At 58.4% G+C, this 14,940-nt stretch carries 11 protein-coding genes and 1 riboswitch; of the genes, 9 read left to right on the top strand and 2 right to left on the bottom strand.

What is annotated here, in order from left to right:
• Window positions 1-39 precede the first annotated feature (39 nt).
• A riboswitch (TPP riboswitch) is annotated at window positions 40-151 on the bottom strand.
• A gap of 182 nt (window positions 152-333) precedes the next feature.
• Genes JZX88_RS17025 through JZX88_RS17045 form a run of 5 tightly spaced genes read left to right on the top strand, consistent with a single transcriptional unit; the run spans window position 334 to window position 6,122 of the window.
• On the top strand, window positions 334-585 hold the full coding sequence (locus JZX88_RS17025) for an acyl carrier protein (RefSeq protein ID WP_003504852.1): 252 nt from the start codon (window positions 334-336) through the stop codon (window positions 583-585).
• Window positions 585-1,766 carry an acyl-CoA dehydrogenase family protein gene (locus tag JZX88_RS17030; protein WP_142858101.1) on the top strand — a complete coding sequence of 394 codons (1,182 nt, stop codon included), beginning with the start codon at window positions 585-587 and terminating at the stop codon, window positions 1,764-1,766. The genes JZX88_RS17025 and JZX88_RS17030 overlap by 1 nt, the downstream gene beginning before the upstream one ends.
• Window positions 1,767-1,770: 4 nt before the next feature.
• Window positions 1,771-2,679, top strand: a complete 909-nt coding sequence (locus tag JZX88_RS17035; protein ID WP_206914258.1) for an amino acid--[acyl-carrier-protein] ligase — start codon at window positions 1,771-1,773, stop codon at window positions 2,677-2,679.
• 6 nt (window positions 2,680-2,685) lie between these two features.
• Window positions 2,686-3,669, top strand: coding sequence for a DUF1839 family protein (locus tag JZX88_RS17040; protein ID WP_206914259.1), 984 nt, complete (start codon window positions 2,686-2,688; stop codon window positions 3,667-3,669).
• Window positions 3,666-6,122, top strand: a complete 2,457-nt coding sequence (locus tag JZX88_RS17045) for a glycoside hydrolase family 2 protein (protein ID WP_206914260.1) — start codon at window positions 3,666-3,668, stop codon at window positions 6,120-6,122. Before JZX88_RS17040 ends, JZX88_RS17045 begins: the two co-directional genes overlap by 4 nt.
• On the opposite strand, the gene JZX88_RS17050 is transcribed toward JZX88_RS17045, so the two are convergent.
• A complete protein-coding gene (locus tag JZX88_RS17050; protein WP_206914261.1) occupies window positions 6,090-7,910 on the bottom strand; it encodes an alpha/beta hydrolase in 1,821 nt (606 codons plus the stop codon). The genes JZX88_RS17045 and JZX88_RS17050 overlap by 33 nt on opposite strands.
• Before the next feature lie 345 nt (window positions 7,911-8,255).
• Here JZX88_RS17050 and JZX88_RS17055 point away from each other — a divergent pair, with 345 nt between their 5' ends.
• The 4 genes from JZX88_RS17055 (at window position 8,256) to JZX88_RS17070 (ending at window position 14,420) form a co-directional block, all read left to right on the top strand.
• Window positions 8,256-10,973 carry an ABC transporter ATP-binding protein gene (locus tag JZX88_RS17055; protein ID WP_206914262.1) on the top strand — a complete coding sequence of 906 codons (2,718 nt, stop codon included), beginning with the start codon at window positions 8,256-8,258 and terminating at the stop codon, window positions 10,971-10,973.
• 43 nt (window positions 10,974-11,016) lie between these two features.
• Window positions 11,017-11,472, top strand: a complete 456-nt coding sequence (locus JZX88_RS17060) for a cyclic nucleotide-binding domain-containing protein (RefSeq protein WP_065114218.1) — start codon at window positions 11,017-11,019, stop codon at window positions 11,470-11,472.
• A 190-nt stretch (window positions 11,473-11,662) separates the two neighbouring features.
• Window positions 11,663-12,523, top strand: a complete 861-nt coding sequence (locus JZX88_RS17065; protein WP_081284466.1) for an MBL fold metallo-hydrolase — start codon at window positions 11,663-11,665, stop codon at window positions 12,521-12,523.
• A 202-nt stretch (window positions 12,524-12,725) separates the two neighbouring features.
• A complete protein-coding gene (locus JZX88_RS17070; protein ID WP_206914263.1) occupies window positions 12,726-14,420 on the top strand; it encodes an adenylate/guanylate cyclase domain-containing protein in 1,695 nt (564 codons plus the stop codon).
• A 37-nt stretch (window positions 14,421-14,457) separates the two neighbouring features.
• Here the strand turns inward: JZX88_RS17070 and JZX88_RS17075 are convergent, their stop codons facing one another.
• Complete coding sequence (locus tag JZX88_RS17075) at window positions 14,458-14,940, bottom strand: class I SAM-dependent methyltransferase (RefSeq protein WP_110756789.1); 483 nt, start codon at window positions 14,938-14,940, stop codon at window positions 14,458-14,460.

Genomic DNA, 14,940 nt, shown 5'->3' on the forward strand with positions numbered 1-14,940 from the left:
TACCTGACTGCCGACACGAAACGCCATGCGCCCGCCCGACATCAGGTCTTTGCACCGTCCCTACGCCAGTATGAACTGGATCAGGTTCAACGGGTCACTGCGCATGAAAGCAGAATCTCAGCCCCTTGACGGGACACCCCTGGTGAATGGCCACAGCAAAAAACACCGCCCGGCTTTTGTCAAGGCCGCCGATCACCGCTTGGCAAAGGTGCGGGAATGGCGCATGCTGCCGTTAGTTGTAATTAACCTAACGGTTTAGGTGAATATTATCGTTTGCCACGTAACGATAAGCACAAACTATGCAGATATGAAATTTATGGGAGATACGTCGGAATGAACGCGACTATACGTGAAATACTGGCCAAATTCGGCCAGCTTCCAACCCCGGTCGATACGATTGCAGATGAAGCCGATCTTTATGCGGCAGGCCTTTCTTCCTTTGCATCCGTGCAACTGATGCTGGGAATCGAAGAAGCTTTCGACATCGAATTTCCCGATAACCTGCTGAACCGCAAGTCCTTCGCCAGCATCAAGGCCATTGAAGACACCGTTAAGCTTATTCTGGATGGTAAAGAGGCTGCCTGATGAACGTGACCGTTGCGCCGCAGGATGAAACTCTGTCCGCGCGCGCGGGCCGTGTCGCGGCCATTGCCGCCAGACATGCGGACGAGGTGGATGTCACCGGCCGCTTCCCTGAGGAGGCTGTCGATGCCTTGAGGCAGGAACGCCTGCTGGGCATCCAGATCCCCTCCTCGCTGGGCGGCGAAAGCGCTTCCCTGCAGCAAATCGCCGATATCTGCGCCCGGCTCGGCCAGGCCTGTTCGGCAACCGCAATGATTTTCGCCATGCATCACATCAAGCTGTCCAGCCTGGTGGAACACGGCGAGGCTAGCGCATGGCATGCGGGCTTCATGCGCCGCATCGCGGGTGAACAGCTTCTGCTCGGCTCCGCCACCACCGAAGGCGGCATCGGCGGCAATCTGCGCAACTCCATCTGCGCGATCGAGGTCGATGGCGACTTCTGCCGGCTGGAAAAGGATGCCACCGTCATTTCCTATGGCAGCAATGCCGATGCGATCCTCATCACCTCGCGCGCCCACAAGGATGCCGCGCCGGCCGATCAGGTGATGACCGTTTTCCTGAAAAACCAGTACACGCTCGAAAAGACCCATGTCTGGGATACGCTCGGCATGCGTGGCACCTGTTCGGACGGCTTCCTGTTTCGCGGCGAAGCGCCGGCGGCGCAGATTTTCCCGAAGCCTTTCGCCGAAATCGCCGCGCAATCCATGCTTGCAAGCTCCCATCTTTTGTGGAGCGCCGTCTGGTATGGCATCGCCTCGGATGCTGTGCTGCGCGCCCAGTCCTTCGTCAGGGCCGCGGCCCGCAAGTCACCCGGCACCGCCCCTCCCGGCGCGATCCGCCTTGCCGAGGTATCCACCAAGCTGCAGGTGGTGAAATCCAACATCATTGCCGGCATCAAGGCTTACGAGGACACCAAGAGCGATCCGGAAAAGCTGATGTCCATGGCCTTTGCTGTTGCCATGAACAATGTGAAGATCTGCTCTTCGGAAACCATTCTTGAGATCATCGACCACGCCATGCTGGTCTGCGGCATCATGGGCTACAAGAACGGCACGCCCTACAGCCTCGGCCGGCATCTGCGCGATGCGCATTCCGCCCGGCTGATGATTTCCAACGACCGTATTCTCGGTAATTCCGCCAATCTCCTGCTGGTTCACAAGCAGGACACCAGCCTCTTGGGATAAGACCATGGACATGCAAACATCGTTTCTCGACCGATTGTTCGAAGAAGGCCTGCTGATTGAAACGGGTGTGGACGGCCTTTATGGACGTAGCGGCCAGTTCGAGGACGTGATTGCCGCATTCGAGCGGCTGATCGACCGCACGGGCGCCGCCGATGGCGCCGAAGCGATCCGTTTTCCGCCCGGCATCAACCGCGCCCATTTTGAAAAAAGCGGTTACATGAAGAGCTTCCCGCAGCTGGCCGGCACGGTTCATTCCTTCTGCGGCTGTGAGCTCGACCATGTCAGCCTGCTGAAGACCATGGATGAGGGCGGCGACTGGACCAAGGACCAGAAAGCAACAGACATCGTGCTGACGCCGGCAGCCTGCTATCCGCTTTATCCGACGATCGCCAAGCGCGGCGCGCTGCCTGCCGGCGGTGGTCTCTATGACATCCAGTCCTATTGCTTCCGCCATGAGCCCTCCAAGGATCCGGCCCGCCAGCAGCTTTTCCGCATGCGCGAATATGTTTGCATGGGCACCGAATCCGACGTCACCGAATTCCGCCAGACCTGGATGGACCGTGGCGTCGAGATGATGAAAGCGGTCGGGCTCGACGTCACCATCGATATCGCCAACGATCCTTTCTTCGGCCGTGCCGGCAAGATGCTCGCCAACAACCAGCGCGATCAGAACCTGAAATTCGAATTGCTGATCCCGGTCACATCGACGACCAATCCGACAGCCTGCATGAGCTTCAACTACCATCAGGATGCCTTCGGCCAGAAATGGGGTCTGAACCTCGCCAACGGCGATGTCGCCCATACCGCCTGCGTCGGTTTCGGCCTTGAGCGTATCGCTCTGGCGCTGTTTGCGCATCATGGTCTGGATGTGAAGAAATGGCCTGCAAAGGTCGTGGAAACGCTCTGGGGCTGATTATCCATGCGGCAGATTTTTCCGGGCCTTGATCCCAAGAACTATGTGCAACATCCGCTCCATTCCTCCGAAAGAATGTGGCCGGAGACCAATTGCTACATTGATTTGTGGATCGAGGTGCTGGCCTCGAAAGGCCTGCCGCCGGAAGCCATGTTCGGTTTCACCCTGACGCAAGACTTTGAGGGTGACCAGTTCACCTTCTTCAAGGTGCCGCTGGAAGATCTCGAAGCGCTTTATGGCGTTCGCGCCACCGAGCTTGCGATCTTCGACCGGGTGGAAAACCACATCGAGGCGCAGCTGGAACGCGGCCGCATCTGCCTGATCGAGATGGACAGCTTCTATATGCCCGACACCCATGGGGTGGGTTATCAGAAGGAGCACGGCAAAACCACCGTCGCCATCAACCGGCTCGATCTGGCGAACCGGGAACTCGACTATTTCCACAATGCCGGCTTTTTCCATCTGTCGGGCGAGGATTTCGACGGGTTGTTCCAGCACCATCTGGCTGAGACCGACCCACCTTTCCTGCCCTACACCGAATTTGCGAAATTCGCAGACGGTAATCCCTCGCCGACCCATATTCGCAAGACGGCCGAGCGGTTGCTGAGATTTCATTTTTCGCGGCGGCCATCCGCCAATCCGGTCAGAGCTTTTTCAACCGTGTTTCCGGCGCAGGTGGAAAAGGTTGCCGACAGGCCCTTCGGCTTTTTCCACAAATATGCCTTCAACACGCTGCGCCAACTCGGCGCCAATTTCGAACTGGCGGCAAGCCATTTCGAATGGCTGGACAAGGATGGTTTTTCTGAAGCACGAGACCACGCGCTGCGCATCTCCGAGGTCGCCAAGACCGTGCAGTTCCAGCTTGCCCGCGCTGTCACGCGCCGCAAATTCGATGCGCTGGCCTCCGTGCTCGATCCGGCAGCGGACGCATGGGATGCTCTGATGAAAAGCCTTGCGGCCAAACTGTCTGATGCCAGCGAGGCCGCGTGAGGACCTATCTTCCGGGCGAAAGCGAGGAATTGCTGAGTGAAGGCTGGACGCTGACACTGACGCCGGCCGATGCCTGCGAGACCCCATCCGACATTCCGGCATCGCTTGAAAGCCTTCACGTCTCCGTTCCGGGCACGGTAGCCCAAGCTCTGGAAGCGGCCGGGAAATTCGATCGCCTTGCCCCCGTCGCCCTCAATGACAGGGACGCCTGGTATCGGCTGACGATGATTTCCGATGCGCGGGAGCGGGCCACACTGCGCTTCGATGGCCTCTCCACCATTGCCGAAATCTTCTTTAACGGTGAACTGATCGCCGCCAGCCAGAGCATGTTCGAAAGGCTGGAAGTGCCTGTCGATCTGACGGGCGCGGACGAACTTTCGATCTGCTTCAGGGCTCTTGCTCCAAGGCTCGAAAAAACCGGCCCGCGCGCCCGCTGGCGCCCGCAGATGATGAACACGCAGGGCCTGCGGCTGATCCGCACCACTGCACTGGGCTACATGCCCGGATGGTGCCCGGAAATCCATGCCGCCGGTCCATGGCGACCCATCAGCCTGATAAGGCAGGACGGCGTACTCTGCACACTAGGGTCTTGGCTGGACGCCGCCGGGCGCGGCACCGTCAGCATCGCCCTTGAAACCAGCCGCGCCATAACATCGGCACGGCTGAGCTGTGCCGGTTACAGTGCCGATCTTTCCACGGATGAAGGCGGTAAACTCTCCGGCGAACTCCATATTCCCGATGTCGAAACATGGTGGCCGAAAACCCATGGCAGGCCGGCGCTCCATGAGATCCTTCTGGAGCTGGACGGCAAACAGCATCGGCTCGGGCGCACCGGCTTCCGGCGGATAGAGATCGATCATGGCGGGGACGGCAAGGGTTTCGGGCTTAAAGTGAACGGGCAACCCGTCTTCTGCCGCGGCGCGGTCTGGACGACGTCCGATATCGTGCGCCTGCCGGGAACACGGCCGGATTATGAGCCATGGCTTAGAAAAGCCGCCGAAGCCGGCATGAACATGATCCGTATCGGCGGCACCATGGCTTATGAGACACCGGAATTCTTCGCGCTCTGCGACGAACTCGGCATCATGGTCTGGCAGGATGCCATGCTCGCCAATTTCGATTACCCGGCAAAGGATGATGCCCTCCGCCAGCATATCGTGGCCGAAATCTCGCAATTCCTCGAAGCGACTGCGCTTTCTCCATCGCTCGCCGTTTTCTGCGGCGGCAGCGAAATGTACCAGCAGGGCGCGATGCTCGGTCTGCCGGAACAGATATGGAAGGGAGCGCTTACCGAAGAGATCCTGCCAGAACTGGTTGCCGCGAAAAGACCGGACGCAGCCTATGTCGCCAATTCCCCCTCCGGCGGCGCATTGCCATTTTTTCCCAACGCCGGGGTCGGCCATTATTACGGCGTGGGCGCCTATTGCCGCCCGCTGGAGGATGCCCGCCGCGCCGAGGTGCGCTTTGCCGCCGAATGCCTCGCCTTCGCCAATATTCCAGAACAGGAAACACTGGACCACTATCTTCCCGGCGTGGCCGTGCACGATCCGCGATGGAAAGCCCGCACCCCGCGCGACCGCGGTGCCTCATGGGATTTCGAGGATGTTCGTGATCATTATCTGAAGCTGCTTTACGAGGTCGAACCGGACGTTCTGCGGCGGGAGGATGGCAGCCTTTATCTTGATATGTCGCGGGCCGCGACCGCCGAGGTCATGGAAGCAACCTTCGGTGAGTGGCGGCGCAGCGGCTCCCCTTGCCAGGGTGCGCTGGTCTGGACCCTGCAGGATCTCGTTCCCGGCGCGGGTTGGGGTATCATCGATGCCGCCGGCAGACCCAAATCCGTCTGGCACGCGTTGAAGCGGGCGTTCCGCCCGATACAGGTCAGCCTCTCCGACGAAGGCACCAACGGGCTGGATATTCATCTCGTCAACGAGACCGGCGAGAGCTTTGAGACCATGCTGGAACTCACCTGCCTGCGCGACGGCACACAGCCCGTCGTCCACGCCAAAAGGCCGCTGACGCTTCCGCCGAGGCAGAACCAGACGATTGCCGCAACCGACTTGTTCGGCGCCTTTTTCGATACGACCTATGCCTATCGTTTCGGCCCGCCATCCCATGATGTCACCGTCGCACGGCTTCGCAATGTCGCAACCGGGCAGGTCATTGCCGATGCATTCCATTTTCCTCTCGGCCGGAAAAAGGCGCTGCATTCCGCAAACCTGCAACTGGGGGTCAGCGAAACCAGCGGCATCTGGTCGCTTGAGATCGGTACGGATCGTCTGGCGCAATCCGTCCATGTCACGGCGGAAGGTTATGGCGCCTCGGATAACTGGTTCCATCTCGCGCCCGGCGAGAGCAAAAGAATAAACCTTGTGCCGGTGGCCACGGCGGCCGAAACACCGCCTTCCGGCGAGGTGGTATCACTGGGCTCCAGCCGGCGTTTCTCCTTTTAGAGCCAGCCGTTTCACCGCATCGATAAAGATTTTTTTCGCCTCTGGCGTCGACAGGTTGTGATCGGCATCCGCAATGATGGTCAGCGATACGTTCCGATAGGTGGAAAGCCCACCACCATCGGCATCGAAATAATAACGGAAATGCTCAAGCCCGTCGTCATTGTCGCTGTAAAGCAGGCTGATGGCGGTGCCCCTGGCCTTGTGTGAATCGAAAGCGCTGTAAACAGCGCGCCCTTCCTCGCTACCCCGACGGAAGAGCCGCGCCGTTTTTGTCGACAGCCTCTTCCACGTCGCCTTGACGATGTTCAGCCCGGCGCTGACCACATCGACATCACCGCTGACGAGACGCTTGAATGTCGCTCCCTGTCGAAAGCGCTGGCTGTATTCCCCAAAGGAGCGCGGCCGCTTGTGCAGAGCCTCATCGACCGAGCGACCTTTTTGCCAGTGGAAAACCACCGGATTGACCGCCGCGACGGCACTGATCCGATCATCGGCAAGCGCGCCGTTGAAAGCGAGATAGGCACCGCTGCACCGGCCTGCCGCAATGAAGGGCCCGTTGCTGCGCCGCCCGAGAAAATCGAGCGCGGCAGCGACATCGTCATTCTGCGCGGCATCGTAAAGAACCTGATCCGGCTTGTTTTTGACAGGCGGACTATCGGCAATATTGGCCGCATCGAAGCGCAGCGAAGCGACACCCTCGCGTGCAAGCGCCCGGGCGGTCTGCACGGAAAGCCTGCCCCAACCCGAATGCCTGTCATAGGCGGCGCCAAGCAGAAGGACCGAGGAAACCGGTTGCCGATCGTCCGGTCCGCAAAAAATGCCGAAAAGCCGCCCACCCTCGCCAAATTGCACCGGCTGTTCGAAAAAGCCCCGACCGCGCTGCGGATCATTGATAATGAAATCTTCCAGGACGGCTGCCGGGTTCCCGGCGTGGGTCTGCGACAAGACCCAATCCACCAGTCGGTTCACCACCTCGCCCGATATTTTCGAAAGTGTCGGGCTGGAAACGAGATCATCATAACCGCAGAACTCCGCCTCCTCCACCTCACCGCCGATGGCCGCAAGATGTCTGGCAAAATCACCATCGGTCACCCGACCGGGTCTCGAAAGCACGAGAAAATTGCGCGCCGGAATGGCGTCGAGACCGGAGAGGTTCACCTTCTTGATCCTATCCGCAATACCGGCCGGCATCGCCGTTCCGGCAATCGCCCCGGCCTCCGCCAGACGCTGCCCGGGCAGAAGTCCAAGACCGTCATCGATCATGGACGACCACATCGCCAGCTCGCGCAGATAGCCGCGGCCGGAAACGACCGGTGCAAGAAAGGCCATGGAATCGACAGCCGCAGACCCGGCAAGCGCCTGCGCGGCGATCGGACAACCGAGACCCTGCGCGACAACGACAACTCCGGAACAGCCGGAAAGACGCGTCAGATAGTCCAGCGCGGCCCGCGTATCGGAAAACCAGTCCGCCATCCGGCCGGCATCTTCAGGATCGAGCGCATCGCCGGCACCGAGATAGTCGAACCGCAGGCTGGCAACGCCGGAAGCGGCCAGCCGCTCGGCCAGAACCCGCTGAAACTTGCGGCTGCACAACTCTTCCATGCCCCAGGGGCTGACGAAAAGCACCGCGCGATCCCGCTTCACGTCTTTGCGCGCCGGATGAAAAATACCCGCAAGCCCTTCAAACGAAACGGGGTGCGCAATCATGCCATCCACCGCAATATCGGAAAGCTGCAATGCGTCGAGGGAAGGTTCACTGCCTGCACGCGCTGAAATATCTATTGCCATCGACCTTGCCACTATTGCGCCAGTGCCCGGCTCAACCATTACGGGATCACTATACCCAAGTCTCTTAGCGCCTGTTCTACACCAAAAACAATAACATTAGATAATTCTAAAAATACCGTGGCATTTATTTCAGGTGCGGCCCACAGGTTGCAAAAACAATCCTTCAGTGTGGCCGGCAAGCCTCGCCGCGGATGCTATTTTGCTCGAAACCGCTTGAATATACTGATAAATAGCGAGTCACGTACCTATTTGCAGGAGGAGACTCCGCCACCCGGCAGCCTGATCGTCTTGACACCGTGCAAACCAACACGCCGGGCCCGCCCCGCCAGGTCATAGAAGTTTTATATGGAACAAAGCCTTACGCGTTACATCTGGTCGCATACGAGGCGGCAGCAGCTTTTCATCCTGCTGATCGTCGCCCTATCGATGATCCCCTATTTCCTCGCCTTCGATCTGCCCAAACAGATCGTCAACGGCCCCATTCAGGGTGACGGCTTCGAAGGGGCGAACGCGACGCAGCTTTTCATGCATCTCACGGTCGATATTCCCTATTGGGGCACCGTGACATTGTTCCCCGGGCTTGAACTCAACCGCATGTCGATGCTGATGGCTCTCAGCCTGACCTTCCTTGCGCTTGTCATCATCAACGGCCTTTTCAAATATTACATCAATACCTACAAAGGCCGCCTCGGTGAGCGCCTGCTGCGGCGTATCCGTTTCGAACTGATCGACAAGATCCTGCGGTTCCCGCCCTCGCATTTCAAGCGGGTCAAGGGCGCGGAAATTTCCAGCATGGTGAAGGACGAGGTGGAACCGCTCGGCGGATTTACCGGCGATGCCTTTGTGCAGCCGGCGCTTCTCGGCGGGCAGGCGCTCTCCGCGCTCTTCTTCATTCTCGTGCAGAATTTCTGGCTGGGCCTGATTGCAGCTTTCATGGCCGCGATACAGGTCGGCATCATTCCCAAGATGCGCCGCCGCCTCATCGAACTCGGTCGCCAGCGGCAGCTGAGCGCCCGCCAGCTTGCCGGACGCATCGGCGAAATGGTGGACGGTATCGGCACGATCCACGCCTATGATACCTCCAACTACGAGCGCGCCGATGCCTCGCACCGGCTCGGCGACATCTTCAAGATCCGTTACGATCTCTACCAGTGGAAGTTCCTGGTCAAATTCATCAATAACTTCCTCGCACAGCTTACCCCGTTTTTCTTTTATGCGCTCGGCGGTTATCTCACCCTCAGGGGCAGCCTCGATGTCGGGCAGCTGGTCGCCGTCATCAACGCTTATAAGGAACTGCCCGGACCGCTGAAGGAACTGATCGACTGGGATCAGGCGCGCCAGGACGTGCAGGTGAAATACGAGCAGGTGTTCGAACAGTTCAACGCCCCGAACATGATCGAACCGAACGTGCAGAAACTGTCGCCGGGGGCCGTCGCAGCCATCACGGGACCAATCGTCGTCACCAATCTGACACTGGAAGACGACAGTGGCAGCCGGCTTCTGGAGCAGGCGTCGCTGAAGATCGAGCCGGGTGAAGTCATCGCCATCGTAGGCGGCGCGGGGGGCGAAGCCCTTGCGGATGCGATCGGTCGCACGCTCTGGCCAGCCTCCGGCAAGATCAGCATCAACGATGTCGACATACTGGAGCTGCCGGAATCGCTGACAGGACGTCGCATCTCCTATGTCTCTTCGGACAGCTATTTTTTCCATGCCAGCCTGATGGACAATCTGCTCTACGGCCTGAAGCACGCCCCGCTCGCGGACAAAAATTACGAGGGTGCGGCGCTGGAACACCGCAAGTGGGAAATCCGCGAAGCGAAGATGGCCGGCAATCCGCTGATCGACATAAACAGCGAATGGATCGACTACGCTTCGAGCCCCGCCGGCGACAGCAGTCCGGAAAATCTCATCAGGGCCATTCTCGCCGTCCTCGACAGCGTGGAACTGTCACAGGACATTCTGGAATTTGCGCTGCGCTCATCGATCGATCCTCTGACCGACCTGCATCTTGCCGCCCGTATCGTGGAACTGCGGCATGTGTTGCGCGCCGAACTGGAAAAGGAAAATCTGAGCGGCCTCATCGCGCCCTTCGAGCTTGAAAGCTACAACAGCGAGGCGACGGTCGGCGAAAACCTGCTGTTCGGTACCATGCGGGACCCCTCCCAGACGATCCGGACCATCATCGAAAGCGACTATTTCCGCTCCCTGATGCGCGAAACCGGCCTCGTCAAGACCCTGTTCGAGATGGGATACACGATCGCCGAAAACATCGTCGAAATCTTCGCCGATCTGCCGGGCGACCACCCTTTCTTCCAGCAGCTGACATTCATGACGCCCGATGACATCCCGGTCTATCAGCAAATGCTGCAGCGCCTGCAGGGACGCGGTTTCGATGATGCCAATGAAAGCGAAAAGCGCGCGATGCTGCGGCTGAGCTTCTTCTACATCGAGCCCCGACAGCGTTTCGGTCTGCTGTCGCCGGAAATCATGAACAGGATCGTCGAAGTCCGGCACATGTTCCATGAAAACCTGCCCGACAGTCTGAAGAACGTGATCGAGATCTACGATCCGACGAAATACATGAGCGCCACCAGCCTTCTGGACAATATTCTCTTCGGCAAGGTCAGCCATCGTTATACCGATGCCTCACGGCGCATTACCCGCATCGTGGCGGATGTGATGCGCAAACAGGGCGTATACGAGCGTGTTCTGGCGGTCGGCCTGGATTTCAATCTCGGCGCCGGCGGCAAGCGGCTCGGCCCGCTCCAGCGCCAGAAGCTCAATCTCGCGCGGGCGCTCATCCGCAAATCCGACTATTATGTCTTTAATCGCCCCCTTCCCGGCCTTGATCCACGACAACAGGAGGAAATTGTCGAACGGGTCATCACACTCCTGAAACAGAACAACAATAACCCGTCAATCATATGGGTTCTGTCGAACGCAAGCCTTTCGCGCATGTTCGGCCGGGTCATCGTCGTCCACCAGGGACTGGTTACCGCCGACGGAAGTTACGAGACTCTCGCCGAGGAAAACGGTACATTCAAGGACATGGTCGCAACATAAGTCCAAGAACGCGGCCGAGGTGGAACAAGAATAGGGTAAGGCAATGCTGTTTAAAGACGAAATTCAAATGCTGAAACGCGTCCCGTTTTTTTCGGAAATGGAACCGTCGAAACTTAAACTGCTCGCTTTCGCATCCGACCGCGTGTCCTATCACACCGGCGACGTGTTGTTCCGGCAGGGGGATGTCGGTGATGCGGCCTACGTCCTTCTGACCGGCAAGGTGGATGTTCTGGTCGATTCACCATCGGGCACATTGAAAGTGGCGGAGATGACCGGCAACGCCATCGTCGGTGAAATCGCCATCCTCTGCGACAGCGTCAGAACCGCCACCGTGCGCGCCTCCACCAATGTGGAAGCCCTGCGCATCGGCAAGGAGCAGTTCTTCAAGCTGATGTCCGATTTCCCCGATATTACCATCAAAGTCATGCGCGTCCTCGCCGAACGCCTGACACAGACGACGGCGGAACTCAGCAAAGCGCGCGCAAGCGCCAGAACATGAGCTGCAATTCCTTGCTACCCTGAAGGGCGATATTGGAAAAATAAATGTCGCACCATTGCAATATAAATGAAATGCTGACTGAATAAGGGGTAAAGGCATCCGCCAAAAAACGGCGGATATAAGAATCTATAGAGACAACGGGCTTCATGGGAGGAAAGCGTGCAAGATTCCGTTGTTATTGGGGTGTGTCATGGCGTTCGATTCCGACACAGCAAGTCGGGAAAGTAATAGAAATTTTCGGGTAAAGATCTGGGGCGCGCGGGGAACGCTTCCTGTTTCAGGTGAAAACTTCCGAAAATATGGCGGAAATACCATCTGCATCGAGGTAAGATGCGGAGATCACGTTCTTTTGTTCGATGCAGGTTCAGGCCTTCATCCCGCCGGTCTGGCGTTACGGGCGGAAGGCATCACGGATGTCGACCTCTTCTTCTCGCATTGCCATTACGACCATATTGTCGGATTTCCCTACTTCAAGCCATTCTATAACAGCTGCAACGACGTCGCCATCTGGTCGGGCCATCTTGCCGGCACGATGACAACGCGGGAAATGCTCAAGGACTTCATGAGCCCGCCCTGGTTTCCCGTGCCGCTGGAGATTTGCTGCGCAAAGATCGCCACACGGGACTTCATGCCCGGCGACACGCTCACCCCACGCCCTGGCCTTTCAATCAGGACCGGTATGCTCAATCATCCCGGCAATGCCGTCGGATACAGGCTGGACTGGGAAGGAAAATCCCTCGCCATCATCACCGATACCGAACACGAGCCGGGTAGCATTGACGAAACCGTGCTCGATCTGATCCGAGATGTCGATCTTTTCCTCTATGACGCCATGTTCACCGATGATGAAATGGGCCTTTATCGCGGTTATGGCCATTCATCATGGCAACAGGCACTCCGTCTCGCCAAACTGGCCGACGCCAAAAATGTCGGCTTCATCCACCACGCCCCAAGCCGCAGCGACGAGGAACTGGACAGTATCGAGAAACAGGCGAAGGCCCTTTTCGACGGCGCCTTCGCGGCGATGGACGGTCAGGTCATCCAGATCTGACCGCGACAGCCTCTTGGCGCTTGTGAATATTTGACGGTTCTCGCATGCCGAATCTGACAATTCCGGCTCGCACGGACATTCGAACACGCACAATTGACCGTAGCGGATCGCGTTGCTCCACGATATTGCCATGAGATGCAACGCACTAAGACGTCACACCAGATGATGATTCTGTACCGAATGGCCACATGATGGGATTTGCATGATCCGTTTCTTTTCGGAGACCAATTTGAGACGCACCCGGATTTTATCCGGCCTCATCATATTTGCTTTCGTATTTTCCCATCTTTTCAATCACTCTCTTGCCCTCATCTCCATTGACACCGCCGAACGGGCGCGAAAATGGTTCAGCCTGATCTGGCTCAACCCCGTCAGCAGCCTGCTTTTTTATGGTTCGGTTCTGGTGCATGTCTGCCTTGTTCTGCGCTCGCTTTATCTGCGCAGGACGCTGCGGATGCCGCTCCGCGAAGCGCTTCAGGTCATATTCGGCCTGGCTATCCCGTTTCTGATCATCGGCCACGCCGTCAATATCCGCGTGTCGCATATGCTCTATGGCATTGATGTCGGTTATTATTCGGTCATCCGCAGGCTGTGGATCAACAATCCGATACAAGGTGCCTGGCAAAGCCTCGCCTTGATCGTGATCTGGGTCCACGGATGTATCGGCCTTTATTTCTGGCTGCGTTACCGGGACTGGTATCCGCGCATAGCCGGGCTCTTCATGACGGTGGCGGTAATGTTGCCGCTTCTGGCACTGCTGGGCTTCAGCGATGCGGGCCGGTGGCTGGCGGAGATCGACGAAAAATACGCGCTTCCTCCCGGTTTGGTCGACAATACCATTCAAAAAGACGAATTACCGCTACAACGCGAGATGGAGACGCAGATCAGGTTCGTCACCGGAACGGTGGAGGCATTGTTTGCCGGCGCGGTAATGCTGGTCTTCGCCCTTCGCGGCGTGCGCAGCTGGCGGCAGCGGCTGACGGCAATCGAAATCCGCTATGAACATGGTGCGCAGGCGCGTGTGCCAGCCGGGCTCAGCATTCTGGAAGCCAGCCGGCTTGCGGGCATACCGCACTACTCCGTCTGCGGCGGCAAGGGACGCTGCTCAACCTGTCGGGTCAAGATACTGGACAACAAGGGCCCGCTTCCACCGCCCGGCGACATCGAACAAACCACATTGAGGCGCATCCACGCCGATTCGGACGTGCGGCTCGGCTGTCAGCTGCGCCCCACGAGCGATCTCGGCGTCGCACTTCTCGTTTCGCCGCCCCAGCAGAGCGACCTGCCAGCCGACGCGCAGCCGGCCCGCCCCGGCCGGGAAGAGGAAATCGCCATCCTCTTCTGCGATCTGCGCAACTTCACCACGCTGTCCGAAGCGAAACTACCCTATGACGTCGTCTTCCTTCTGAACCGTTATTTCACCATCGTCGGCCAGGCCGTCGAGCAGGCGGGTGGCCATCTCGACAAATTCATCGGCGATGGCGCCATGGCCCTTTTCGGGCTTGGCGAGGACGCGGAACATGCCTGTCGCAACGCCATGAAAGCGGCGGCGGTGATATTGCGGGATATCGCAATCCTGAATGAGGGACTGGAGAAACAGTTCACCGTCCGTCTGGAGGTCGTCGTCGGAATTCATTTCGGTCCGAGCATCGTAGGCGTTATGGGATACGGCGCCGCAAAAACCCTGACGGCCATAGGCGACACCGTCAATGTCGCAAGCAGGCTCGAATCCAAGGCCAAGGAATTCGGTGCCGCCATCGTCGTCTCCGAACCGGCCATCATTCAGGCGGGTCAGGATATTGACGATCTCAGAAGCGAACAGATCTCCATTCGCGGGCGTAACTCGCAGATGAAGGTTTTCCTGCTCTCAAGAGCAGAAAGCGAACGTTATCTCTGAACCACCCCGGCGTTTCCGCTGCCGGGGCTGTATGACGTCAAATCTTGCGATAGAGAAAATATCGGTCCGTCGGCACGCTTTCCGGCACCGGCAAAGGCTTCAGCATGGGATGATCGAGAGGCAGACCGCTGACGGCAACGCCACCTTTCGCCAGCATGCCCGCGGCAAGCTCGGGCAGCCATGTCAGGGTAACCGCATCCTTTTCCGGATAACCCGTGCCGATATCGGCATGGACCATCGCCGCATCCACGCCAATGAAAGCAGGAGCGGTTTCCGATATCTCGCCGATCACAAGATCCTCCTGCGCCGGAACGGACGAGGCATGCGCACCCATGGCCCTGTCGAAGGCAATGATGCGACGGTCGGGAAACAGTTCCCGCAAGTGATTGAAAGTCCGCCCGTTTCCGAGACCGATTTCCATGAGCACACCCTCATTTGGCAATTCGAGATCGGCCGCGAGGTGATTGAGAATATCCCGCTGCGCGGTCAACCGGCGAATGAAACTGTCTAGTCTGCTCAT

The organism is Agrobacterium sp. OT33 (genome assembly GCF_017313365.1).
Classification (GTDB): Bacteria; Pseudomonadota; Alphaproteobacteria; order Rhizobiales; family Rhizobiaceae; genus Agrobacterium; species Agrobacterium rhizogenes_A.

What these genes read in the sequence shown, in the direction of transcription:
- JZX88_RS17025 (WP_003504852.1), top strand. Translation starts at nt 334, where the DNA reads ATGAACGCGACTATACGTGAAATACTGGCCAAATTCGGCCAGCTTCCA.
- JZX88_RS17030 (WP_142858101.1), top strand. Translation starts at nt 585, where the DNA reads ATGAACGTGACCGTTGCGCCGCAGGATGAAACTCTGTCCGCGCGCGCG.
- JZX88_RS17035 (WP_206914258.1), top strand. Translation starts at nt 1,771, where the DNA reads ATGGACATGCAAACATCGTTTCTCGACCGATTGTTCGAAGAAGGCCTG.
- JZX88_RS17040 (WP_206914259.1), top strand. Translation starts at nt 2,686, where the DNA reads ATGCGGCAGATTTTTCCGGGCCTTGATCCCAAGAACTATGTGCAACAT.
- JZX88_RS17050 (WP_206914261.1), bottom strand. Translation starts at nt 7,910, where the DNA reads ATGGCAATAGATATTTCAGCGCGTGCAGGCAGTGAACCTTCCCTCGAC.
- JZX88_RS17055 (WP_206914262.1), top strand. Translation starts at nt 8,256, where the DNA reads ATGGAACAAAGCCTTACGCGTTACATCTGGTCGCATACGAGGCGGCAG.
- JZX88_RS17060 (WP_065114218.1), top strand. Translation starts at nt 11,017, where the DNA reads ATGCTGTTTAAAGACGAAATTCAAATGCTGAAACGCGTCCCGTTTTTT.
- JZX88_RS17065 (WP_081284466.1), top strand. Translation starts at nt 11,663, where the DNA reads ATGGCGTTCGATTCCGACACAGCAAGTCGGGAAAGTAATAGAAATTTT.
- JZX88_RS17070 (WP_206914263.1), top strand. Translation starts at nt 12,726, where the DNA reads ATGATCCGTTTCTTTTCGGAGACCAATTTGAGACGCACCCGGATTTTA.
- JZX88_RS17075 (WP_110756789.1), bottom strand. Translation starts at nt 14,940, where the DNA reads ATGAGCAGACTAGACAGTTTCATTCGCCGGTTGACCGCGCAGCGGGAT.